Source organism: Streptomyces sp. NPDC005774 (assembly GCF_042871645.1).
Lineage (GTDB): Bacteria > Actinomycetota > Actinomycetes > Streptomycetales > Streptomycetaceae > Streptomyces > Streptomyces pratens.
The window spans coordinates 1-21,719 of sequence record NZ_JBIAIV010000004.1; the positions used below are offsets into that span (position 1 = coordinate 1).

The 21,719-nt window shown below is 69.4% G+C and carries 22 protein-coding genes and 1 pseudogene; 8 read left to right on the top strand and 15 right to left on the bottom strand.

The genetic code is table 11. The features are described from left to right. The first annotated feature begins 369 nt into the window (after positions 1–369). Complete coding sequence (ltrA, locus tag ACFYQA_RS05320; protein ID WP_388911813.1) at positions 370–1,773, top strand: group II intron reverse transcriptase/maturase; 1,404 nt, start codon at positions 370–372, stop codon at positions 1,771–1,773. Here the strand turns inward: ltrA and ACFYQA_RS05325 are convergent. Genes ACFYQA_RS05325 through ACFYQA_RS05335 form a run of 3 tightly spaced genes read right to left on the bottom strand, consistent with a single transcriptional unit; the run spans position 1,763 to position 3,011 of the window. Then, the gene (locus tag ACFYQA_RS05325) at positions 1,763–2,392 is read right to left on the bottom strand and encodes a hypothetical protein (protein ID WP_388911816.1); all 630 of its coding nucleotides are present in this window, start codon (positions 2,390–2,392) and stop codon (positions 1,763–1,765) included. The genes ltrA and ACFYQA_RS05325 overlap by 11 nt on opposite strands. Before the next feature lie 42 nt (positions 2,393–2,434). Next, positions 2,435–2,587 (bottom strand): hypothetical protein, encoded by a 153-nt coding sequence (locus ACFYQA_RS05330; protein ID WP_388911819.1) that lies wholly within the window; start codon positions 2,585–2,587, stop codon positions 2,435–2,437. Positions 2,588–2,633: 46 nt separating this feature from the next. Beyond that, positions 2,634–3,011, bottom strand: a complete 378-nt coding sequence (locus ACFYQA_RS05335) for a winged helix-turn-helix transcriptional regulator (RefSeq protein ID WP_388911821.1) — start codon at positions 3,009–3,011, stop codon at positions 2,634–2,636. A 278-nt stretch (positions 3,012–3,289) separates the two neighbouring features. On the opposite strand from ACFYQA_RS05335, the gene ACFYQA_RS05340 reads away from it, so the two are divergent. Beyond that, the gene (locus ACFYQA_RS05340) at positions 3,290–4,195 is read left to right on the top strand and encodes an NADP-dependent oxidoreductase (RefSeq protein WP_388911825.1); all 906 of its coding nucleotides are present in this window, start codon (positions 3,290–3,292) and stop codon (positions 4,193–4,195) included. Positions 4,196–4,464: 269 nt separating this feature from the next. Beyond that, the gene (locus ACFYQA_RS05345) at positions 4,465–5,040 is read left to right on the top strand and encodes a recombinase family protein (protein WP_388911828.1); all 576 of its coding nucleotides are present in this window, start codon (positions 4,465–4,467) and stop codon (positions 5,038–5,040) included. Here the strand turns inward: ACFYQA_RS05345 and ACFYQA_RS05350 are convergent. From ACFYQA_RS05350 to ACFYQA_RS05400, 11 genes are all read right to left on the bottom strand, one after another. Beyond that, positions 4,950–5,924 (bottom strand): immunity 49 family protein, encoded by a 975-nt coding sequence (locus ACFYQA_RS05350; RefSeq protein ID WP_388911831.1) that lies wholly within the window; start codon positions 5,922–5,924, stop codon positions 4,950–4,952. The two genes, ACFYQA_RS05345 and ACFYQA_RS05350, sit on opposite strands and share 91 nt — an antisense overlap. Positions 5,925–6,136: 212 nt before the next feature. Then, a complete protein-coding gene (locus tag ACFYQA_RS05355; RefSeq protein ID WP_388912375.1) occupies positions 6,137–6,979 on the bottom strand; it encodes an immunity 49 family protein in 843 nt (280 codons plus the stop codon). A gap of 38 nt (positions 6,980–7,017) precedes the next feature. Then, positions 7,018–9,621, bottom strand: a complete 2,604-nt coding sequence (locus tag ACFYQA_RS05360; RefSeq protein ID WP_388911834.1) for a hypothetical protein — start codon at positions 9,619–9,621, stop codon at positions 7,018–7,020. Continuing rightward, positions 9,618–10,007 (bottom strand): DUF6507 family protein, encoded by a 390-nt coding sequence (locus ACFYQA_RS05365; protein WP_386394850.1) that lies wholly within the window; start codon positions 10,005–10,007, stop codon positions 9,618–9,620. The genes ACFYQA_RS05360 and ACFYQA_RS05365 overlap by 4 nt, the downstream gene beginning before the upstream one ends. Positions 10,008–10,064: 57 nt before the next feature. Then, a complete protein-coding gene (locus tag ACFYQA_RS05370) occupies positions 10,065–10,376 on the bottom strand; it encodes a pore-forming ESAT-6 family protein (RefSeq protein WP_055574214.1) in 312 nt (103 codons plus the stop codon). Between the two features lie 45 nt (positions 10,377–10,421). Next, entirely contained in the window at positions 10,422–10,754 is a 333-nt protein-coding gene (locus tag ACFYQA_RS05375) for a hypothetical protein (RefSeq protein ID WP_388911838.1), read from the bottom strand. 464 nt (positions 10,755–11,218) lie between these two features. Then, positions 11,219–11,608 (bottom strand): D-ribose pyranase, encoded by a 390-nt coding sequence (rbsD, locus tag ACFYQA_RS05380; RefSeq protein ID WP_388911841.1) that lies wholly within the window; start codon positions 11,606–11,608, stop codon positions 11,219–11,221. Further along, positions 11,605–12,510 carry a ribokinase gene (locus ACFYQA_RS05385; RefSeq protein WP_388911844.1) on the bottom strand — a complete coding sequence of 302 codons (906 nt, stop codon included), beginning with the start codon at positions 12,508–12,510 and terminating at the stop codon, positions 11,605–11,607. The genes rbsD and ACFYQA_RS05385 overlap by 4 nt, the downstream gene beginning before the upstream one ends. A gap of 123 nt (positions 12,511–12,633) precedes the next feature. Beyond that, entirely contained in the window at positions 12,634–14,589 is a 1,956-nt protein-coding gene (locus tag ACFYQA_RS05390) for a substrate-binding domain-containing protein (protein WP_388911847.1), read from the bottom strand. After that, complete coding sequence (locus ACFYQA_RS05395; RefSeq protein WP_388911849.1) at positions 14,579–16,177, bottom strand: sugar ABC transporter ATP-binding protein; 1,599 nt, start codon at positions 16,175–16,177, stop codon at positions 14,579–14,581. The genes ACFYQA_RS05390 and ACFYQA_RS05395 overlap by 11 nt, the downstream gene beginning before the upstream one ends. Then, a complete protein-coding gene (locus ACFYQA_RS05400; RefSeq protein WP_388911852.1) occupies positions 16,174–17,247 on the bottom strand; it encodes a LacI family DNA-binding transcriptional regulator in 1,074 nt (357 codons plus the stop codon). Before ACFYQA_RS05400 ends, ACFYQA_RS05395 begins: the two co-directional genes overlap by 4 nt. Positions 17,248–17,766: 519 nt before the next feature. On the opposite strand from ACFYQA_RS05400, the gene ACFYQA_RS05405 reads away from it, so the two are divergent. The 5 genes and pseudogenes from ACFYQA_RS05405 to ACFYQA_RS05425 form a co-directional block, all read left to right on the top strand. Further along, positions 17,767–18,603, top strand: coding sequence for a CPBP family intramembrane glutamic endopeptidase (locus tag ACFYQA_RS05405; protein WP_388911855.1), 837 nt, complete (start codon positions 17,767–17,769; stop codon positions 18,601–18,603). After that, a complete protein-coding gene (locus ACFYQA_RS05410) occupies positions 18,600–19,784 on the top strand; it encodes a sensor histidine kinase (RefSeq protein ID WP_388911858.1) in 1,185 nt (394 codons plus the stop codon). Before ACFYQA_RS05405 ends, ACFYQA_RS05410 begins: the two co-directional genes overlap by 4 nt. Then, positions 19,781–20,440, top strand: coding sequence for a response regulator (locus tag ACFYQA_RS05415; protein WP_388911861.1), 660 nt, complete (start codon positions 19,781–19,783; stop codon positions 20,438–20,440). Before ACFYQA_RS05410 ends, ACFYQA_RS05415 begins: the two co-directional genes overlap by 4 nt. A gap of 88 nt (positions 20,441–20,528) precedes the next feature. Then, complete coding sequence (locus ACFYQA_RS05420; RefSeq protein ID WP_388911864.1) at positions 20,529–20,669, top strand: hypothetical protein; 141 nt, start codon at positions 20,529–20,531, stop codon at positions 20,667–20,669. Positions 20,670–20,791: 122 nt separating this feature from the next. Beyond that, positions 20,792–21,001, top strand: a pseudogene (locus tag ACFYQA_RS05425) (IS1380 family transposase); the annotation flags it as partial. A 122-nt stretch (positions 21,002–21,123) separates the two neighbouring features. Here ACFYQA_RS05425 and ACFYQA_RS05430 read toward each other — a convergent pair. Beyond that, positions 21,124–21,630 carry a CGNR zinc finger domain-containing protein gene (locus ACFYQA_RS05430; protein ID WP_388911867.1) on the bottom strand — a complete coding sequence of 169 codons (507 nt, stop codon included), beginning with the start codon at positions 21,628–21,630 and terminating at the stop codon, positions 21,124–21,126. Positions 21,631–21,719: the final 89 nt, after the last annotated feature.

The following is a 21,719-nucleotide window of genomic DNA, read 5'->3' on the forward strand; positions in this document are numbered from 1 at the left end:
CGACCGGCTCACCACCAGCCTGGCCGGCGGCTACGGCATCAACCTCTACCTACCGCCATAGGCTCCGACCCGATCACAACGGACCACCGCTAACCCGTCAACCGAACAGCAGTGAACGTGGGAACCGCTTGTGTCCACTCCCCGCGACCCGGCCAGCCAGGCCGGACAACAGGGATAGGCACGATGCCTGCCGATGGGGCGAGCGGGGCGGAGCCGTCGTAGTACTCGGAGCCGGGGAGAGCCCGGCACAGGGGGAAGGACGGCAGTGTGCCAAGCAAGGAGAGGAGTGCAATGCCCGAAGAAGCGCCGGTGAATACCGGCGCCGTGAGGTGGCCGGGTCCTGACTCGGCTCATTTCGCGGTACGGGAGATGCAGATCAAGTTGCGCCGATGGGCGGGAGAAGACGACTCCCGACGGTTCGGTGACCTGTTCAACCTCGTATACGACCCGGCGTTTCTGGTGCACGCGTGGGAACGCGTGGCCACCAACACCGGGGCGAGGACCCCAGGAATCGACCGGGCCACGGTGGCCCTGATCGAGACCTGGATCGGGGTCGAGGCGTTCCTGGAACACATCAGGGACGCGCTGAAGTCGGGCGCGTTCGAGCCGGTCGAAGTGCGACAGGTGATGATCCCGAAGGCGAGCGGCAAGCTCCGCGCGCTGGGGATCCCCACGGTCGCCGACCGGGTGGTCCAGGCCAGCCTCAAGGCAGTGCTCGAACCCATCTTCGAGGCGGACTTTCTGCCGTGCTCGTACGGGTTCCGCCCCAACCGGCGGGCGCATGATGCGATTGCCGAGATCCACCACCTGTCTTCCGGGGCCAACAAGTTCCACTGGGTCCTGGAGGCAGACATCAAGGCGTGCTTCGACGAGATCGATCACACGGCCCTGATGGACCGCCTGCGGGCGAGGATCAAGGACAAGCGCGTCTGCACGCTGGTGAAGGCGTTCCTGAAATCCGGGGTCATGACGACCTCCGGGGACCGGGAGGAGACGCTGACCGGGACCCCGCAAGGCGGGATCCTCTCCCCGCTGCTGGCCAACATCGCGCTGTCCGCGCTGGACGAGTACTTCGCCCGGCAGTGGCAGCAGGAGATGGGCAGCTACAAGCGGCGGGTCACGCGCAGGAAGCACGGACTGGGCAACTGGCGGCTGATTCGTTTCGCGGACGACTTCGTTCTGATGGTCTCCGGGGAACGCCGCCATGCCGAGGGCCTGCGCGAGGAGGTGGCCGGCGTGCTCGCCCCGTTGGGGCTGCGGCTGGCACCGGAGAAGACCCAGGTGGTCCATATCGATGAGGGCTTCGACTTCCTCGGCTTCCACATCCGCAGGCAGCGGAAGCGGGGAACGCAGAAGCACTACGTCTACACCAAGCCGTCCAAGAAGGCGATCCAATCGATCAAGGACAAGGTGAAAGACAGAACACGCAGATCAGACCTGCACAGGGACGTGGACGAGCTGCTGGCCAGCCTCAACCGCACCTTGCGCGGGTGGGCGAACTACTTCCGGCACGGGGTGTCGAAGGCGGTGTTCAGCACGGTCGATGACCACGCGTGGCATCGCATCGTCCGCTGGATCTTCCACAAGCACTCCCGACTCAGCTGGAGGGAACTGCGCCGCCGGTTCTGCCGACCGGGCAGTTGGAAGCTCATCTGCGACGGAGTCGAGTTCACCGGCGCATCCAGCGTCAAAGTGATCCGCTACCGCTACCGCGGCAGCAATATCCCGACCCCGTGGACACCACGACCGGCAGCCGCCAACATCAGCGGCTGACCACCGGCCAAGGCACGTGGAGCGCCCGTTGCGTGGAGACACGCACGGCGGGTGCGGCGGGCGGGTCGGGGAAACGGGCTGGTCGCAAGGCCAGTACCGCGCCCCGGCCCGACCCAACCCAGCCGCAAACGGCGATGATCAGTCCTCTGCCCTGGAGGGCCGGGGCAGTTCTGCCGTGAGGTCCGTGGATTCCGGCCCCCTTCGGGGGTGTGACCCAGATACGCCAGAAACCCGCCACGGGGTGATCTTGGAGCCCGGGTGACCCGCTACGGGGTGTCGCCCGCGGGACCGCCGAGGTTCCTGGGCTGCCGTCGAGGAGCCGGCAGTGGATCGTGGGCACGGCGGTGACGCGCAGGGTGTAGCCCTGGCCGCGCTGTACGGTGACGCCCTGGTCGAGCGTGGCACGCTCGGCGGGCTCCAGGTCGGCCGCGCGGAGGAAGTCGGCGACCTTGCCGGGCATGTCGAGGGCGACCGACAGCTCTGGGGCCGGGGCGTCCGGAGCAGCGGCCGTGTACTCGGGCAGGAGGTCGGCGACGGCGGTTCGGATGGCGCCGCGGCTGACGTCGTGGTCGCGGGCGAGGGCGGCGATGGAGCGGCCTTCCGGATACGCGGTGCGCACGGCGTCCACCTTCCCCGCCACTACGGCCGGGCGGCGGCCACCCTAGTTGCCCTTGGCCTCGGCCGCCCTCAGCCCGTCGTAAGTCAACTCACGCTGGAGCTCACCGGCGGCGAGGGTCTGCACCATGAACTTCACGGTGGACAGCAGCTCCCCGGTGCTGCGGACACCGCTGTTGGCGATTCCCCGAGTCAACACAGAGGTGCGGCTCGTCCGGTGCGGCACGCGTCAACGCAGGTTCGAGTCAGCCGATGGAGGAGATGCCGCCCTCGCGGGCGTCGAGTAGCTCGTCCCAGTGCTCGGCCGCCCATCGGCACGCGGCGGCCAGCGGCTCCAGCATGCTGCGGCCCAGCGGTGTCAGCGCGTACTCCACCCGCAGTTTCGGGTCGGCGTGCACGGTGCGTGACACGAACCCGTTCCGCTCCAAGCCGCGGAGCGACTGGGTGAGCGACTTCGGGGTGACGCGACTCAGTGGTACGCGGAGTTCGGAGTATCTGCGCGGGCCGTCGTCCAGGCAACGAAGGACCATGGGTGCCCATTTGTCACCGAAGCGGAAAGGCAGCAGCGAGGACGGGCACAGCTCGTCGAACAAGTCGGATGGCAGCGGTGGCCGTTGTGTCATTGAGGGTCTCCCGTCTCAGGTCTTGGTATCCAGCTGGTGACCGACCTTCTGGATATCTTCCGGAGCGTCGACTCAACGGGAGGTATTCCGACGATGGGCAGGATCGTGGTTGTCGGGGCGGGTGGCTGCCCGACTGCTCGACAACCTCACCGATCCTCACCGTCCTCCTCTGGCCGGAAGGCAGTCGGCTTGCCGCACCTCAAGTCAATGTCAGATTTGCAGTAACGGGCGTCGAATGAACACCATCATTTCGACCTATAAAGGTAAGGCAGGACATTATGCGTGCAGCCCGCTTCCATGAATACGGCGGAGCGGAGAGCCTGGTGATCGAGCAGGCCCCCGACCCCCACCCCGGACTTGGTGAGATCCGTGTCCGCGTCGCGGCGGCCAGCGTCAATCCCATCGACTGGAAGCTGCGCGCTGGCACCCTGCACCAGCTGATTCCCTTGGAGCTACCCGCCATCCCCGGGCGCGACGCCGCCGGCGTGGTCGACGAAATCGGTGACGGAGTGCAGGGGGTGAGCATCGGCGACCGCGTCTTCGGGCTGGGCGGTGTCACCGGCGCAACCGCAGAACTGGTCATCCTCTCCGCCTGGGCCCACGCCCCCGACACGTGGAACGATGAGCAGGCCGCGGGCGCCGGCCTCGCGTCCGTGACCGCGATGCGTGGCCTGAACGCGCTCGGCTCCCTCGCGGGACGCACCCTTCTCGTCGAAGGAGCCGCCGGAGGCGTGGGCAGCGCGGCAGTCGAGATCGCTGTGGCACAAGGTGCCACCGTGATCGGGACAGCCAGCGAACGCAACCACGAGTTCCTCACCTCTCTCGGCGCCGTTCCCACCACCTACGGCCCCGGCCTCGCGCAGCGCCTCTCCGCTCTCGCTCCGCACGGCGTCGACATCGCGCTCGACACCGCGGCCTCCGGATCCCTGGACGACCTCGTCGCGATCACGGGCGACCCGACACGCGTCGCGACGGTCGCCGACCACGCAGGCGGGCAGCGCCTGGGCACGCATGTGGTCAACGCGGAGAACGACTCCACCCTCCTGTCCGCGGCCGCGAAGCTGGGCCGGCAAGGCCGTTACACACCCCGTATCGACCAGACCTACCCCCTGGAGCGGATCGCCGACGCCCACGCGCACGCCGAGCGCGGACGCACACGCGGAAAGATCGTGATCTGCATCTGAAGCGGGGCACGGCGCAGATGCGCCAGTCCGCCAAGCGATGATCTTGGTGGGCTGGCGCTGACTGCTCAGCGCTGGACGTCTGCTGCTGCCGGATGCGCGGGTCCGACGGAAACGCGATACGGGACACCCCGGATCAGCAGTCGAGGCCGGGCCCGAAAGCGTCGGCAAACGATGGCGCCCTCAAGTGATCAAGAACCCACAGGTGGGCACTGTCGACAACTCGCGTCGGAAATCAACGTCGGTGGACGGTCGGCAGGGTAGTTTCCGGCATGCTCCTTGGCTACTGCCGCACTTCGACGGCCGACCAGAACCCCGACCACCAGATCGACGCGCTTCTCCGCAACGGCGTCGACCGCGACAACATCCACATCGACGTCGCCAGCGGCGCAAAAGCCTCCCGCCCCAAGCTCGATCTCGTCATGCAGCTAATGCGCGAGGGCGACACGCTAAAGGTGACCAGGCTCGACCGGCTCTCCCGCTCAGTGCTGCACCTGGTGGAGACGTGTACGCGTGTGGCCCGTGCATCGCGGAGCTCGACCACATGGTGCGCGTCCAGCCGCATCACCGGGACCGCGGTGCCGACCGGGGCGGGCAGCCCGCCGCGCACACCGGGCACGCGCACGCACTCCCGCTGCACACCGGAGAGCAACGCGTCCGCAACCGCCGTCGACGCACGGCTACGGGATCGAGGAGCTGGTTGTCGTAACCCTGAGCTGTCACGATCTGCGGCCGTCTGCCTCGCGGAGAACGCGGATCATGTCTCGAACTCGCCGACCCATGAACGCCTCAGCAGATGCTTGGGCAAGTACCCGGACTCGACCTCGACCGGGAATTCGTTGTCGTAAGCCGTACAGGCCAACGCGAGGGGAGCGAGGGCCACCAGGCCGTCACCGCTCAGGGCGCGCGCCGCGTCGCCGGCCCAGTACTGCTTGTGCCCGGTGACGGCGTCAACCAGTGCACTGTTGAACTGGTCAATTTCCCGTAGCTGGAAGCGATGGAAGAGTTCGAGCGGCGGATGAAGGATCTTCAGCATCATTTCCTTGTCCGTGACGCCCTCCCGCTCGGGATCGGCGCCTTTGACCGCTGATACCAGTTTGTCCCACATTTCCGGTGCCCGACCGGCCCAGTAGCTCTGGAGAGCCTCCACCCAGTCGTAGACATGATCGTCGAAAACCGCGCCCTCGGGAACAGAGGCGCGAAGGAACGACACAGGTACCTGCATCAGGCGATCGAGACGATCGTTCTCGCGGCAGATCGTCGCCAGATAGACCGATGTGAGCCACGTCCCCGCATGCGTGTAAGGCGTCGGCCCCGTCGCAGGCAGGTTCTTCACCTCGCCCGCGCTTCCGATGCGGCACGGTACGGGCCCCTCGGCGGCTGTGGCAGAGTCGAACAGGGCGCAGCCGACCTGCATGGCGGTGACCCAGGCCTCCCACGTCTCAAGTCCGGCTGCTTCGGGATCCGTCAGGCAGCGCCACTTCGCCATGGTCAGGGTGCTGCTCAGCGCCCGATGGCGGGACATCTCCGACCTTTCCAGTCGGTCGAGAACCCGGCGTGTCCCATCAACGAGCGGCGCCATGGCCTCGGCCGCGTTGTCCGTGCGGAAGTCATGGCGCGGAACACTCGTGATCACTGAACCTCGCTGGATCTGGACGGCACCGTGGTCACCTTCGACGCCCTGCACAGCGTCAAGCACCATACGTATGAAGGTTTCGAGCTCGTCGTTCACGTGCAGAGCTCTGCCCTTCTGAGGCGGTCAAGCAGTATTCCAGCGGGCGGGTGGACCTTTCGCTGCCCGTACCCGACGCAGTCGCTCCGCGATGATGTGTGGAGCCCCCTTGCTCGTCCACGGCCCGTCGTTGCCGCTGTCCTTCCAGCAGTAGGGTCACCCGCAGCCGTCACCGTATGGAGGCGGGTGAGCGGTCATGCCGGTCACCTGTCTCACGTGGGGAATTCGCCCAGCCAGCTGCGCTTGAGCAGGTGCTCGGGCAGGTACTCCGATTCGACCTCGATGGGTCGGCCGGCGTCGTGGGCGAGGCAGGTGAGGGCGAGGGTCGCGAGGGGGATGTCGCCCTCGCCGGATTCCTCACGGTCGGGGTCGGCGTTCCAGTATTCCCTGTGGAGTTGGAGTGCCTGGATCAGGGCCTCGTTGAACTGGTCGGGGTCCTGTCCGATGAAGCGGTAAAAGAGGTTGATCGGCGGATACAGGACCTTGAGCATCGTCTCGCGGTCGAGGAACCGCAGCCGGTCCGGGTCGGTCCCGTCGAACGCGGCGACGAGCTTGTCTCCGAGGCCGGGCCGCTCCAGCCAGTACGTCTGGAGGGTGTCGACCCAGTGGTAGATGTACTCCTCGAACACGGCGCCGGAGGCGCGCAGCGTCTCGATCGGCACCTCGCACAGCTGCGTCATGCGCGCCTGGTCCCGGCAGACGACGGCCAGCCAGAAGGCCTCCAGCCAGGTACCGGCGTCCACGAAATGCGTGATCCCCACGGCGGGGATCGTCCGTACCTCATGGCCGATCATGCACTCGACGGTCGAGCCCTCCGGAGCGGTAGCCGAGGCGAACAGGGCAGACCCGACTTGCATAGCCATGACCCAGGCCTCCCACGTCTCCAACTTGTCGGCGGCGGGATCATCGAGGGTCTGCAGCTTAGCCGTACTCAGTGCGCTACTGAAGGTCAACCCGAAGCTATCCGGGTACTCCTCGAGGTCTTTGATCTTCGCGAGCGTGCGAGTGTTCAGTTTTTCGCGGAATGCGTCCGGAATTGAGTGGCTGCCCTCCATTTCAGGACGTGAAATAATCGTCACCACGTACAATTTCCTCATTTCGTTATGTTGAACTGCAGCATTTCATATCCGGCGTACTTGATGCCGTCGGGCTTAGCCTTTACGAGGACGTAGTCTACTTGCTTTTTTTCGAGTGCCTTATTCAGGTCGTCGGCTAGCTTGCGTTCCGCCTTTGCTGATTTGAGTAGATCTGCATCTCCAGATTTCATTCCCTTTCTTTCGTTTCTATTAGCCCTCTTTTCCATTTCCTTCAGGATTGTTTCAAAGTACTCCTTCGTCCCCTGTGTCACCAGTCGATTGCTGTGCCCCTTGCGTACTCCGAGAGAGGCCGTCGTGGACCCCTTCGCCTCGACAACGACGTACCGGCCGTCTGTCGTTCGGTACACCTGGTCGAACCGGTTGTTGCCGAACGCCCCGTCGTCCAGACGCATCGCACCCTTGTAGTGCTCGGGTATCGCATGGCGCTCGGCGGCGTGCTCGCCGAGCAGTTCGCTCTGCCGGTTCGCGTCGCCATGGATCGGTGAGTGTGTCCTGTCGGCGAGATCCCTCGCGGCGGCCAGCTCGTCCGTGGGGTTGGCGGCGTAGGCCCTCTCTGCGGCTTTGAGGGCGTCCTCCGCCGCGTTGTCGGCTTTGACGGCCGTGTCCCGCTTGGCGGCCTGTTCGTTCAGGTAGTCCCGAGTCTCGTCGGGGAGATCCGCCGGCTTGCCCTCGATGGGATCCGGACGCACATAGCTTTCCTTGATCGCCGGAGGCATGTCACTGGCCGCGATCCATTTGGGCGGCGCGAACGGGTTGCGCGTGATCTGGGGTACGGCCTGGCCGTATCCGCCCTCGGAGGTCGTGTCGCAACGGTATCCGTTCTCGCGGTAGTGCTTCTTGAACCACTCGGGGTCGTTGTTGGCCCGTTCGACCTGTCGGCGCATGATCTCGCGTTCGACATCCAGTGGATCGCGGCTGCCGGACGGTGATCCGCCCGGGCCGTCTGCGCCTCCATTGCCGCCCCCGGTCCCGCCGTACTGGGCGGGAACTCGGCCACCGCCGGTCCCGTCGCCGCCCGCGTGCCCGTGGTCGCCGCCCGCCGCATGTCCGCCCGTGTCGCGTGCGGGCACCGTGTCCGTGCCGCGCGCCCCGGCGTGCTCACCGACGTGCGCGGTCGCCGCCGTGTTCCCGCTGACCCGCCCCGTCGCGTCGCCGCCGACGTGGGCCGCCGTGCCCCCGGCGGCGTGTGTGCCTGCCCGGTCGCCCGCCCCGACGAGTGCACCCTCCTCGTGCGGCAGGCTCCGCTCCAGCAACTCCCGGTCCACCGCCGACAGTTCCACCTTGGCCGGGGCCGCCGTCCCGTCCGCGCGGACGACCGAGCCGTCGTCCAGGTTCAGCCGGGTTCCGTCGGGCCACTCCACGACGTTGTCGCGGATGACCGGCGTGTCGTCGGCGACCCGGACCACGCTGCCGTCGGGCTGGACGCGCCCCGCGCCGGAGAGGATGTCGGTGTAGGCGCCCGCCTGCACGCCCCGCAGGCCGGCGAACAGGTCGGCGACCTTGACCGTGCCGAACGTCGCCGCCTTGCCGAGGTACGTCATGGGGTCGACCAGTCGGGCCGTCTTGCCGAGCGCGCCGACCGTGCGGGCCACCGCGCCGCTTTTCGCCGCCGCTCCGGCGCCTCCGGTGAACACCGTGGTCAGGACGTTGAAGGTGACCGCGCCGCTCGCGCGTGCGGGGTTCTCGCCCCACTGGTCCCAGGCGACCAGCGCCTTGCCCGTCTCCTTGACCGCGTTGCGGGAGTCGCGCAGGTAGGAGGGCAGCTTGTCCTCGGGCATCGCCCAGTAGGCGACGCCGACGACGGGCACCGCGGTGACGAGTACGCCGGTCGCGAGCTTGCCGAGCCCTTTCCATGCCTCGCCCGCCGCGTCCCAGCCGTCGAAGCCGACGAGGGTGCCGAGGCCCTGGATCGTGCCCCACACTCCGTCGACGACGAATCCCTTGCCGAACTCCCACACCTGGTGGCCCAGCCAGTCGAGTCCGTGCCGCTCCTTCTCCACGGTCCTGCCCCAGGGCAGTTCCTCGGACTGGTTCAGCAGGTCGGCGGTGAAGCCGTAGGTGCTGGTGCCGCGCTTCACCAGGCGCTTCTCCGCACCGTCCTCGAGAATCAGCGTCGAGCCGCCCACCAGCGCGGTGATCGCGTTGTGGCAGGCGATCTCCGCCAGCCAGAAGGCCTCCGCGGTGGCGTTGACGTCGTACACCAGGTCGTTGTTGAGCTGGACGTTGTCGTCGTCCTCGCGCCAGTCGTCGTCCCCCGCTATCTGGTGCCGGAAGGTTTCCGCACGCCGCTTGAGGCTCTTCAGCCTGGCCACGAGCGGCTGGATCTCCGTCTCGTACGAGCTGAGGGCCGCCGCGGCCTTCTCCAGATCGTCGGCGAACTCGTCCGCCTTGGCCGCCACCGGCGCGGTCGTGGCGAACAACTGCTCCGCTTCCGGCGCCGTGTAGCACGCCGACAGCCCCTGGAAGCGGGTGTGGACGTCCGAGCCCGACTGGCGGAAGACGAGGGCTTCCCCCGTCAGGAGCATGTGGTCCGTGCCCAGTTGCTCCAGGTCGCCGGTGAACTGCGGGATCTTCTGCGGGTCGATCAGGTCCGCGCTCACGTGCCCCCCTGCTGCCCGCCCGCCCCCGGCAGGTCGATCTTCGGTTCCTTCAGCGCGTTCGCCTGGGCCTGCGCGGCCATGTCCAGGTCGCCCTTGACGTACGCGTTGGTCGCGGTGGCCGCTCCGTCGAGGGAGTTCGACGTGCGCACCGCGACGTACATCAGCTTTTCCTGGTAGGCGGTGAAGAACTCGCCCAGCGCCGCCGCGACCGGGCCCTGGACCCCGCTCCGCTCCACGCCGCCCTGCTGGATCGTGCCGGCGGACTTCGCCGCGCTCGGCAGCGTCTCCTGGAGGGCCTTCCCGGTGTCCGAGAGGCCCTCGGCCGCCTCCGCCGTCCGCGTGAGAACGCGCTGCACGCCGGACGGCGAGATGTCCCACCCCGTCATGTGGATTCCCCGTATCCCCGTATCCCCGTATGGCGTCGTCCCACCGGCGTGCCGGCGTCAGCCGATGTTGTCGACCGCCGCCCGCGCCTTCGCCATCGTCGCCTGGGCCGTCCCGTCGTTGTCCTCGAGGGTGGTGCGGACCAGCTGGATGATGCTGCGCACCTCGTCGGCCGCACGGTTCCAGCGCAGTTCCTTGCCGTGGTACTCCTCGGAGACCCCGTCGGCCTGGAAGTCGGCCATGGCGGCCTTCACGGCCTTGTCGCGGTCGGCCAGTACACGCTCCAACTGGCCGACGATGCCCTGCAGGCCACCCTGCACCTCGCTCGACGCGCCGGTGTCGTAGGAGCGGCGGTCCAGATTCTGGCCCATCGTCAAAACCCCCTGTGATTGTCGTTCTCTGCCCCGGCCGGCGGTCTAGCGCGCGCCGAAGCGGGCCGCGTCGAAGTTCGCCGCGCCCATGTTCTTCTGGGCGTTGTCCTGCTGTTCCACGTCACCGGTGCCGAACGCGGTGTCCATACCGCCCTGGCCTTCGAGGATCGCGCCGAGCGAGCCGTTCAGGGCGGCGGTGATCTCGTCCGCACGCGTCTTGAACGAGTCGAAGGCAACCTTTCCGGATCCGTTGAACTTGCCCTCCAGCGGCTCGGCCGCCTGGATGAGCATGCGGATCAACGTGCCCAGGTCGGTGCTCGAACCGACCGTGTTCTTGCCCAGATCCGACAGGGTCGTGGACCTCATGTCGAACTTCACGTGTGTCACCCCCGTGCGTCACGTACGCATCACAAACCTGTTCGAACATGCTGTCGCACAACGCGTCGCGGATGCAACGTCGTTGAGCACGATGTGACGTGATCCGGACATGTTTGGGGCAATGCCCTACGACTCGGGCACGACGACGGTGCCGCGAACCTCCAGCCCCGCATCCGCCCCCGCCTCCGCCTCCGCCCCCGCACCCGGCTGAGGGCCGGGAAAGTTTTTCGCTAAGACCGTGCAACCCTCCCCGCACCCCGCGGGTCGTACTTGCTGTCAGGACTTCTGCGGGGGGACCCGGGGGGTATCCGAGAGGTTCTGACGGGGGAGGGACCAGGGGGAGGGAATCGAGGGGGCCCGGTCACGTACCGGACCCCCTCGAATTTTCTCCGTGTCGGAGTTTCCCCACGCACGGCAGGGCCCGCTCCCGGAAGAACACTCCGCTCCCGGAGAGACCCCGGCTCTCAGAAGAACACCCCGCACCGCAGCAGCACGTTCGCGTACGGGCGGGCCTCGCCCGTACGGACGACGAGCCGGGCGCCGGCGGTCAGCTCCTTGAGGTGTTCGTGGGGGACCAGGTCTAGGGCGGGGAAGTGGCCCGCCAGCAGCTCCGCGGCGGCCGGGTTGGCCTGCCGGATCTCGGTGGCGGCCGTCGCGCCCTCGATCACCAGCTCGGCCAGCAGCCCCTCCAGGACCTCCGCGAAGGACGGCACTCCGGCCCGGAACGCCAGGTCCACCACGCGCGGCCCGTCCGGGATCGGCATGCCCGCGTCGCACACCAGCACCCGGTCCGTGTGGCCCAGTTCGGCCAGTGCGGCGCACAGGTGCCGGTTCAGGATTCCGTCCTTCCTCACAGCGCCGCGACCTCTTCGGCCGTCGGGAAGGACACCTGCGCGCCCTCCCTGGTGACCGTCACCGCACCCACCCGGGCCGCGTACGCCGCCGCCTCGGCCAGGGACTCGCCCAGCCCCAGCCGCCAGGCCAGCGCCGCGGTGAACGAGTCGCCCGCCCCCGTGGTGTCCACGGCCCGCACCTTCACCGGGGGGATACGGGAGATCCCGTCGGCCGAGGCCACCAGCGAGCCCTCGCCGCCCAGCGTCACCACCACCGAACGGGGGCCCTTCGCGAGCAGCAGCCGCGCCCAGTCCTCGGGCTCCTCGCCGGGACGTGCTCCCTCGCCGAGGATCACCTTCGCCTCGTGCTCGTTGACGATCAGCGGGTCGCAGACCGCCAGCACCTCGTCCGGCAGGCGCTGCGGCGGCGACGGGTTCAGCACGAACCTGCTGTCCGGCGCCAGCGAACGCGCCACCTCCACCACCGTCTCCAGCGGGATCTCCAACTGAGTGGAGACCACCTTGGCGGCCTGGAAGAGGCTCCCGGCGGTCCGTACGTCACCGGGGGTGAGCCGGCCGTTGGCGCCCGGCGAGACGACGATGCTGTTGTCCCCGGACGGGTCCACCGTGATCAGCGCGACGCCGGTCGGCGCCCCGCCCACCAGGACGCCGACCGTGTCGACCCCGGCCGCCCGCTGCGAGTCCAGCAGCAGCCGCCCGTGCGCGTCGTCGCCGACCCGGGCCAGCAGGGCCGTCCGGGCGCCGAGCCGGGCGGCGGCGACCGCCTGGTTGGCGCCCTTGCCGCCCGGGTGGACGACCAGGTCGGAGCCGAGCACCGTCTCCCCGGCGTCCGGCCGGCGCTCGACGCCGATCACCAGGTCGGCGTTGGCCGACCCCACGACCAGCAGGTCGTAGTCGTACATGGAATGGCTCCCCACATGGTCGTCATGTCGTCATACGGTCGTCGCGCGGTCGTCCGGGGACGGTTGTCCGGGGGCGGCCGGTCGGGATGACCGACCGCCCCCGGTCCTGATCGCTCGTCGGTGTCAGCCGCTGAACTCGGCCACGTTCTCCTTCGTGACCACCTTCACCGGAACCATCACCGTCTCGTCGATCTTCTTGCCCTCGGCGGCGCGCAGCGCGTTGTCCACTGCGATCCTGCCCAGTTCGCGCGGCTGCTGCGCGACGGACGCGTACAGCGTGCCCTGCTCGACCGCCTTGAGGCCGTCCGGCGTGCCGTCGAAGCCGACGACCTGGACCGACTTTCCGGCCTTGGAGCCGAGTGCCTTGATCGCGCCGAGCGCCATCTCGTCGTTCTCGGCGAACACACCGTCGATGTCGGGGTGGGCCTGGAGCAGGTTGGTCATCACGTCGAGGCCCTTGGTGCGGTCGAAGTCCGCGGGCTGCTTGGCGACGACCTTGATGCCCGGGTACTTCTTCAGCCCCTCGGCGAAGCCGGAGCCGCGCTCCCGGCTGGCGGAGGTGCCCGCCTGGCCCTGAAGGATGACGATGGTGCCCTTGCCGCCCAGCTTCTCGGCGAGCGCCTCGGCGCCCTGCCGGCCGCCGGCCACGTTGTCGGAGGCGACCAGCGCGGACGTCTCGGCCTTGTTGACGCCGCGGTCCACGGCGACGACCGGGATGTCCGCCTCGTTGGCGGAGCGCACCGCGGGCCCCGCCGCGTCCGAGTCCACCGGGTTGACGATGATCGCGTCGAGGCTGCCGCTGGTGAAGTTCTGCAGCTGGTTGGCCTGCTGGGAGGCGTCGTTCTGCGCGTCGGTGACGGTCAGGTCGAGGCCCTGCTTCTTCGCCTCCGCCTGAGCACCGTCCCTGATCTGCACGAAGAACGGGTTGTTGAGGGTCGACACGGACAGGCCGACCTTCTGCGCCTTCCCCTCCGAGGAGCCGTTGTGCAGGAAGGACAGCGCGCCGACGATCGCCGCCGCGACCACCGCGGCGAGCAGATAGGTCGCCGCCTGCTTCTTCCGGTCGCCCCCGCCCGCCGCACCGGACGCGGTCGGGGTCGACCCCGCCTTGCGGCGCAGGGTGTCCAGGAGCACGGCCAGCGCGATGACCACGCCGATCACGACCTGCTGCCAGAACGCGGACACGGAGAGGAGGTTGAGGCCGTTGCGGAGCACCGCCAGGATCAGCGCGCCGATCAGCGTCCCGGACGCCTTGCCGGTGCCGCCCGCGAGGGAGGCGCCGCCGATGACGACGGCGGCGATCGCGTCGAGTTCGTAGCCCTGCGCGGCCTGCGGCTGGGCGGAGGACAGCCGGGAGGCGAGCACGATGCCCGCGGCGGCGGCGAACAGTCCGGACAGCGCGTAGATGGCGAGCTTCTGCCTCTTCACCCGCAGCCCGGACAGCCGGGCCGCCTCCTCGTTGCCGCCGATGGCGTACATGGAACGGCCGATGTACGTGCGGCCGAGGATGAACGCCGTGATCAGGCCCATGACGATCATCACGAGCACCGGCACCGGCAGCCAGCCGCCGAGGGTGTCGCCGAGGTGCGAGACGGAGTCGGGGAATGGGATCGGGGAGCCCTGGGAGATCACCAGGGACAGACCGCGGGCCACCGACAGCATGGCGAGCGTCGCGATGAACGACGGCAGCTTGCCGTACGACACCAGGATGCCGTTGACCAGGCCGCACGCGATGCCGGTGGCGATGGCCAGCAGCACCGCGAGGACCACCGGGACGCCCTCGGAGGTGGCGCTCCAGGCGAGGACGGTGGCCGACAGGGCGGCGACCGAACCGACCGACAGGTCGATGCCCGCGGAGACGATCACGAAGGTGACACCGAAGGCGAGGATCGCGACGACCGCCGCCTGCACGCCGATGTTGAGCAGGTTGTCGGCCGTCAGGAAGTCGCCGGACAGCGCCGACATGGCGATGACGAGGACGATGAGCGCGGTGAGCGCCCCGTTGTCGAGCAGGAGGCGGCGCAGGCCGCCCGAGGCGGAGCCCTTGCCCCCGGTGCTCTTGAGCGTGTCAGTGGCCACGGGGGCCCTCCTTGTCGGTCTGGCCGGTGGGTTCGGTCCGGTCGGTGGTGCCGTCGTTCTTGCTGCGGGTCTTGCTGTCGGTGCCCGCGCCGGTGCCGGTGCCGGTGCCGACCGCGAGGGCCATCACGGCGTCCTGCGTGGCGCCCTCGGCCGGCAGTTCGCCCGCGATGCGGCCCTGGGCCATCACCAGCACCCGGTCGCTCATGCCGAGCACCTCGGGCAGGTCACTGGAGATCATCAGCACGGCGGCGCCCGCCGCGGTGAGTTCGTTGATCAGCTGGTAGATCTCGACCTTGGCGCCGACGTCGATCCCGCGCGTCGGCTCGTCGAGGATCAGCACCTTGGTGTCGGCGAGCAGCCACTTGCCGATGACGACCTTCTGCTGGTTGCCGCCGGAGAGGGTGCGCACGTGCTGGCCGAGGCCCGCCATCCGCACCCCGAGCTGCTCGGCGATCCGGGCCGCCGCGGTGTGCTGGCCCTTGAGGTCGACGAGGCCCGCGCGGGTGGCCGAGCGCAGCGTCACCAGGCCCAGGTTCTCCTCGACGGAGGCGTCCAGGACGAGGCCCTGGCCCTTGCGGTCCTCGGGGACGAGCCCCATTCCGGCCGTCATCGCCGCGTTGACGTCGTGCGCGCGCAGCGCGCTGCCCGAGACCGTCACGGTCCCGCTGTCGTACGGGTCGGCGCCGAACACCGCGCGGACGACCTCGGTCCGGCCGGCGCCCACCAGTCCGGCGATGCCGACGACCTCACCGGCGTGCACCTGGAAGCTCACGTCGTGGAAGACGCCGTCGCGGGTGAGCCCCTCGACCCGGAGCAGGGTGTCACCGGCGTCGGGCCGCCGGCGCGGGTACTGCTGCTCGATGGACCGGCCCACCATGAGGCGGACGAGTTCGTCCTCGGGCGTGCCGGCCGGGACCTGACCGACGCTCCGGCCGTCCCGGATGACCGTGACCCGGTCGCCGAGGGCGGCGATCTCCTCCAGGTGGTGCGTGATGAACACGATGCCCACGCCGTCCTCGCGCAGCCTGCGCACGATGGAGAACAGCTTGTCGACCTCCTCGGAGGTCAGCACGGCGGTCGGCTCGTCCATGATCAGCACCCGCGTGTCCAGGCTCAGCGCCTTGGCGATCTCGACCATCTGCAGGCGTGCGATGCCGAGTTCGCGGACCCGCGCGGAGGGCGACACGTTGACGCCGACCCGCTCCAGGAGGACGGCGGCGTCGGCCTCCATCCTCTTGCGGTCGATCATCCCGAAGCGGCGCGGCTGCCGCCCCAGGAAGATGTTCTCGGCGACCGTCAGATCGGGTACGAGGTTGAACTCCTGGTAGATGGTGGCGATCCCGAGGCGCTCGGAGTCCTGCGCACCGTGGATGCGCACCTCCTTGCCGCCGACCAGGATGCGGCCCTCGTCGGGCGTGTAGGCGCCGGACAGCATCTTGATGAGGGTGCTCTTGCCCGCGCCGTTCTCACCGAGCAGCACGTGCACCTCGCCGCGGCGCAGGTCGAAGTCGACACTGTCGAGGGCGACCACGCCGGGGAAGGTCTTGCGGATGCCCTCGATGCGCAGCAACTCGTCCGGGTTGCTCACGACGTACTCCTTTGTACGGGGGACTGGGTGGGTGCCGGGGGTTCGGCTGCCGGGGCTCCGGGTGCCGGCGGTCCGTGGGCCGGTTCGCCGCATGAGCGGCGCACGACGAGCCGGGCGGGGAGGGTGACGGACTCACCGGGCCGCCCCTCGATCCGGTCGACCAGCGCGCGCACGGCGGCCCGCCCGAGGTCGCCCGTGGGCTGGGCGATCGCGGTGACCGGCGGATCGGTGTGCACGAACCAGGGGATGTCGTCGAACGCGGCGAGCCCGATGTCCTCGGGAACCCGCAGCCCCCGCGCGCGTACGGCGTCCAGCGCGCCGAGCGCCATCAGGTTGTCGGCGGCGAAGACGACCTCGGGCGGCTCGGGCAGGTCGAGGAAGCCCTCGGTGACCCGGCGGCCGCTGTCGGCCTGGAAGTCGCCCTGGCCGATGTAGCCGTCGGGGAGGGGCAGCCCGTACGCGCGGAGCGCCTCACGGAAGGCGTCGACGCGCTCGCGTCCGGTCGTGGTGGCGGCCGGCCCCGCGATGATCGCGAGCCGCCGGTGCCCGAGCCCGTACAGGTGCGCCACCAGGTCCCGTACGGCACTCCGCCCGTCCGACCGGACCACGGGCACGTCCACGCCGGGGATCCAGCGGTCGACGAAGACCATCGGCGTCCCCGCGCGGGCGGCGTCCAGCATCCGCGGCGAGCCGCCGTCGGTGGGGGAGAGCAGCAGTCCGTCGATACGGCGGTCCAGCAGGGTCGTGACGTGGTGGTCCTGGAGGTCGGGCCGCTCGTCGGCGTTGCCGATGATGACGCTGTAGCCCAGCGCGCGGGCCTCCTCCTCGACGGAGCGGGCCAGCTCGGTGAAGTACGGGTTCATCACGTCGCTGATCACCAGACCGAGGGTGCGGGTCTGGTGGGTGCGCAGCGACCGGGCGACGGCGTTCGGACGGTAGCCCAGCCTCTCGACGGCGGCCAGCACCTGCCGGCGCGCGGCCGCGCTGACCGACGGATGGTCGTTCAGGACCCGTGAGACCGTCGCGACGGACACGCCCGCGTCGGCGGCGACGTCCTTGATGCCCGCCATCGCCTCCACCTCCTCGTGGAATCGATTACATCGCTGTGCACCATGGATTGGAAACGATTACACGGGGGGAAACAAGGGATGCAGGTGGCCGAAATCAAATCGTGACCGGGGTGTGGGGTGCCGCCGGCGTCCTTCCGTGACGGGCCGGAACCGGTCGCCGCCGGCCGGCGTCGTGGTGTTCATGGCGCAGGGCGGGAGCACGATGGGCGAGGAGCCGGCGGGAGCGGAGTTTCTGCTCACCTTTTTTCTCATGGTGGCAGTCCCCACCGTCGTCGGAGGTGCGGTGATCCTTTCCCTGGTCGGCCTGACGATGTGGGCGACGGCCCCGCTGCGGCGACGCGGGCGGTCCTCCCGGCACCCGGGTGCGCCGGCACCCGAATCGAACGGCCCGTCGGAGCGCTTGTCCCCCACGCGAGCTACGCGCAAGTGTCCACCGTGAGGTGACGATTCGCGGACGCCGGATCCGTAGCGTTCGAGGCGTCGCGGCGCCCCGGCCGCGGACCCGGAGGAGGAGCGTTCATGAGGTTCGTCTGGCAGTTGTCGGCGGTCGTGGTGGTCGCCGTGATCGGCTATCAGGTGGTCGCCGCCGTGGAGAACCACCCCTGGCTCCAGCTCGTTCTGGGACTCCTGGTCTCCGTGCTCGCCGTACTCGTCTACGGATGGGTGGTCGGCAGGACCGAGCACCGCCCGGCCACCGAAGTGGCCCGTAAGGGTGCCGGGGCCGCGATCGGCCGGGGGATGCTGATCGGCGTCGCGATGTTCGGAGCCGTGATCACGAACATCTACGTCAACGCGCACTACGAGATCAACGGCCTGGGCTCGGTGTCCGGCGCCGTGGGACTGGTCGGATTCATGGCGGCCGCCTCCGTGACGGAGGAACTGATCTTCCGGGGGATTCTGTTCAGGATCATCGAGGAGCGCACCGGCACCTGGATCGCACTGACGCTGACCGGAATGCTGTTCGGCCTCTCGCACCTGCTGAACCCCAACGCCGACCTGTGGGGCGCCCTCGCCATCGCGATCGAGGCCGGCGGCATGCTCGCCGCCGCCTACGCCGCGACCCGCACGCTGTGGGTGCCGATCGGCCTCCACTTCGCCTGGAACTTCGTCCAGGCCGGCATCTTCAGCGCCGAGGTCTCCGGCAACGACACCCCGCAGGGACTGCTGGACACCGTGATGTCGGGTCCGAAGTGGGTCACCGGCGGCGACTTCGGACCGGAAGGCAGTGTGTACGCGGTGCTGTTCGGCGTGCTGGTGACGATCGGGTTCATGTGGCTGGCCCGCAAGCGCGGCAACCTGGTGCCCCGTCGGCGCGCCGACCGGATCGCCGCCACCCCCACTACACTGCCCCGGTGACCGGACTTCCGCGGATCCAGGAACTGTGGCGCCGGTCGGGCGCCGCAGTCTGGTATGTCCCGCTCGCAGCGGTCCTGTTCGCCGCCTCGCTGGTCTACCACGACAACGGCACGGAGCTCGGCGGCCTGCCGACCCGTCCCTTCGACGCCCTGGCCCTCGCGGCGATCGCCCTCCAGTGCCTCCCGCTCGCCGGACGCCGGCGGTGGCCCGTCCTCTGCTTCGCCGTGGTGTCGATCGGCTTCGCCCTCGACCAGCTCCGCGGCTACCACTCACTCGCCGGCATCGCGCTGCCCGTCACGCTGTTGAGCGTGGCCTCCCACCTGGAACACCACAGGCGGGCAACCGCGATCGCCGCCTCCGTGGCCTACGTCCCGCTGGCGGTCGCGCTCCACCGGCTCGGCCCCGGCGAACCGCCCGTCGAGTTCGTGACGTTCTACCTGGCCTTGGCACTCGCCTGGGGCGTCGGGTCATGGGTTCGTCACACCCGGGTCCTGGAGGCCGAGCGCCGCCGCCGCGTCGCCGAGGACACTCGCGCCGCCGAACGCGCCCGCATCGCCCGCGAACTCCACGACGTGGTGACCCACCACGTGACGGCGATGGTCGTACAGGCCGAGGCGGCCCGCTATCTGACCGCCGTCCCCGATCGCCTCGACCAGAGCCTGACAGCCGTCACCGACACCGGCCGCCGGGCCATCACGGATCTGCGGCACTTGCTCGACCTGCTCAACCCCGACCACGGCACCGACCACAGCACCGACCACAGCACCGAGCCCAGCACCGAGCCCAGGACCCCACCCGCCGGCCGGCTCCTCACCCTCGTCGAACAGACACGGCGGGCCGGTCAGCCCGTGGAGTTCACCGAAGAGGGCACACCGGCCGAGTCGACCGGCAGCGCCGACCTCGTGGCCTACCGGGTAGTGCAGGAGTCCCTGACGAACGCCCTCAAGTACGCCCACGGCAGCCGCACTTCCGTCCGGGTGCGCCACGGCTCAGGAGAGATCACCGTGGAGGTCGGCACGGACGGCTCCGGCTCGAAGACCCCCGGACTCTCCGGGAGCGGGCGCGGCCTGGCCGGTCTCCGTGAACGGGTCGACGTCCTCGGCGGCGACTTCAGCGCGGAGGAACAGAAGGACGGCGGCTTCGTCGTCCGCGCCCACATACCCGCCGGGAGCCCGTCGTGACCGCGCCCATCCGCGTCCTGATCTGCGACGACCAGGTACTGATCCGCACCGGACTGGCGACGATCATCGATGCCCAGCCCGATCTCGAGGTCGCGGCCGAGTGCGGGGACGGGCGAACCGCCGTCGATCTCGTCGGACAACTCCGCCCGGACGTCGTGGTGATGGACATCCGCATGCCGGTGCTCGACGGCATATCGGCCACCCGTCTCCTGGCCGGCGCCGGCGTACCGCACCCCGTCAAGGTGCTCGTGGTGACGACGTTCAACCTCGACGAATACGTCTACGAGGCGCTCCGTGCCGGCGCGAGCGGCTTCCTCCTCAAGGACGCGCCACCGGCCCAACTGCTGCACGGAATCCGGACCGTGGCGGCGGGCGCCGCACTGCTGGACCCCGAGGTGACACGCCAGCTCGTCGGCCGGTACGCCGTCCGGATCCGCCCCACCGAGGACAACGGGCCAGACGTCCCGCTGACTCCCCGCGAACTGGAGGTCCTGCGCCTCATCGCGGACGGCCTCTCCAACAACGAGATCGCCGCGGCCCTCGTGATCAGCCGGGAGACGGTCAAGACCTTCGTCTCCCGCATCCTCACGAAGCTCGGCCTCCGCGACCGCGTCCAGGCAGTCGTCTACGCCTACCGTCAGGGCCTGGTGTCCTGAAGCGGGCCACGGCCCCTGACGGGCCCCAGCGGCCGAGCCGCTGCGCGGCCTCCGTCGCCCAGTACGTCAGGATCATCAGCTCCGGTGCGTGAGGCAGCTGGACAGCAGCATGCCGGTCGGCGCGGAGCAGGGAACCACGCGCTCGCATCGGGTCTTCGTGGTCTCCGCCCTGATCCGAAGCGCCCGGTGGGCCGGATCGACGTCGTCGATCATCTGCCGGTGGCAGTAGCCCTCCGGCCGGCCGCCCCGGCCCGGTCCAGGGGGACGGGTACGCACGACGGCGACACGGGCAGGCCGGACTGCCGCGTGCGGTCCTCGCTCGCCTCGGTCTGTGCCGTTCACGGCCCGGGGTGGACGGTGGCCGTCGAGGCGGACGACGAGATCCGCGCCGGCGCCTGGGTCGCCGAACTCACCGGCGATGTCCTGGACGGCCGGCCCAAGGGCATGCGGCTGACCTGTTTCGCCACCAGCGCTTCAGGCCGGCCGATCGCCGAGCTCGAGCCCCGTCACCGGCTGCGGGCCCAGGCCAAGGACCGCATCCGTGCCGCCCGCGCCTGGGGCGGAAGCCTCGTCGAAACCGCAACCTGACCCAACCCGGCGAACCCGTGCGGACACATCACCAGGCGAATTCGCCGGCTGCCGCGAACGCCCGGCCGGCGTGCGGGTGCCGACTCGCCGGCGCTCTACTCGGGGCTCGGGGTCTCCCGTACCCGGGCCTGGTGCCGGCGGGCTTTGAGCCGGTTCCCGCAGGTCTTCATCGAGCACCACCGTGCGGTGTTGGCGCGACTGCGGTCCAGGAGGAAGAGACGGCATTCGGTGTTCTCGCACGGCCGCAGACGGCCGGGCAGGCGTTCCTTGACGTCCGCCCACGCGAGCACGAGTTCCACGGCGAGCCTGCGCTCCGGCGGCACCTCCAGGTGCCACTCGACGCCCGCCGCGCTGGGCCGCGGGACTTGGTGAACGCCCGCGAGGACCCGGCGCAGACGGGGTTCCTCCGACGTGCCCGACTCCACCGCCTGGAGCGCGTCCCGGGCGGTGCGCAGCCACCGGCGCTCCTCGTCGCCGCCGAGGCCTCCGTGTTCCCGCGCCCACCTGTCCACCTCGTGGTCGTCGTCCCACAGGTCCTGGCGTCGGCCCTCCGTGACAGGGGTGCTGTTCAACGCCTGCATCAGGGCTTGGTCGTCCAGCACGGCCCTCACCTTCCCGGCTAACTCCATCAAGTCGCTTGACAGGTTACTCCAAGGGCGGTCTACTGGACGTCGAGTGATAACCATCAAAA

What these genes read in the sequence shown, in the direction of transcription:
- ltrA (WP_388911813.1), top strand. Translation starts at nt 370, where the DNA reads ATGCAGATCAAGTTGCGCCGATGGGCGGGAGAAGACGACTCCCGACGG.
- ACFYQA_RS05335 (WP_388911821.1), bottom strand. Translation starts at nt 3,011, where the DNA reads ATGACACAACGGCCACCGCTGCCATCCGACTTGTTCGACGAGCTGTGC.
- ACFYQA_RS05340 (WP_388911825.1), top strand. Translation starts at nt 3,290, where the DNA reads ATGCGTGCAGCCCGCTTCCATGAATACGGCGGAGCGGAGAGCCTGGTG.
- ACFYQA_RS05345 (WP_388911828.1), top strand. Translation starts at nt 4,465, where the DNA reads ATGCTCCTTGGCTACTGCCGCACTTCGACGGCCGACCAGAACCCCGAC.
- ACFYQA_RS05355 (WP_388912375.1), bottom strand. Translation starts at nt 6,979, where the DNA reads ATGGAGGGCAGCCACTCAATTCCGGACGCATTCCGCGAAAAACTGAAC.
- ACFYQA_RS05365 (WP_386394850.1), bottom strand. Translation starts at nt 10,007, where the DNA reads ATGACGGGGTGGGACATCTCGCCGTCCGGCGTGCAGCGCGTTCTCACG.
- ACFYQA_RS05370 (WP_055574214.1), bottom strand. Translation starts at nt 10,376, where the DNA reads ATGGGCCAGAATCTGGACCGCCGCTCCTACGACACCGGCGCGTCGAGC.
- ACFYQA_RS05385 (WP_388911844.1), bottom strand. Translation starts at nt 12,510, where the DNA reads ATGTACGACTACGACCTGCTGGTCGTGGGGTCGGCCAACGCCGACCTG.
- ACFYQA_RS05400 (WP_388911852.1), bottom strand. Translation starts at nt 17,247, where the DNA reads ATGGCGGGCATCAAGGACGTCGCCGCCGACGCGGGCGTGTCCGTCGCG.
- ACFYQA_RS05405 (WP_388911855.1), top strand. Translation starts at nt 17,767, where the DNA reads ATGAGGTTCGTCTGGCAGTTGTCGGCGGTCGTGGTGGTCGCCGTGATC.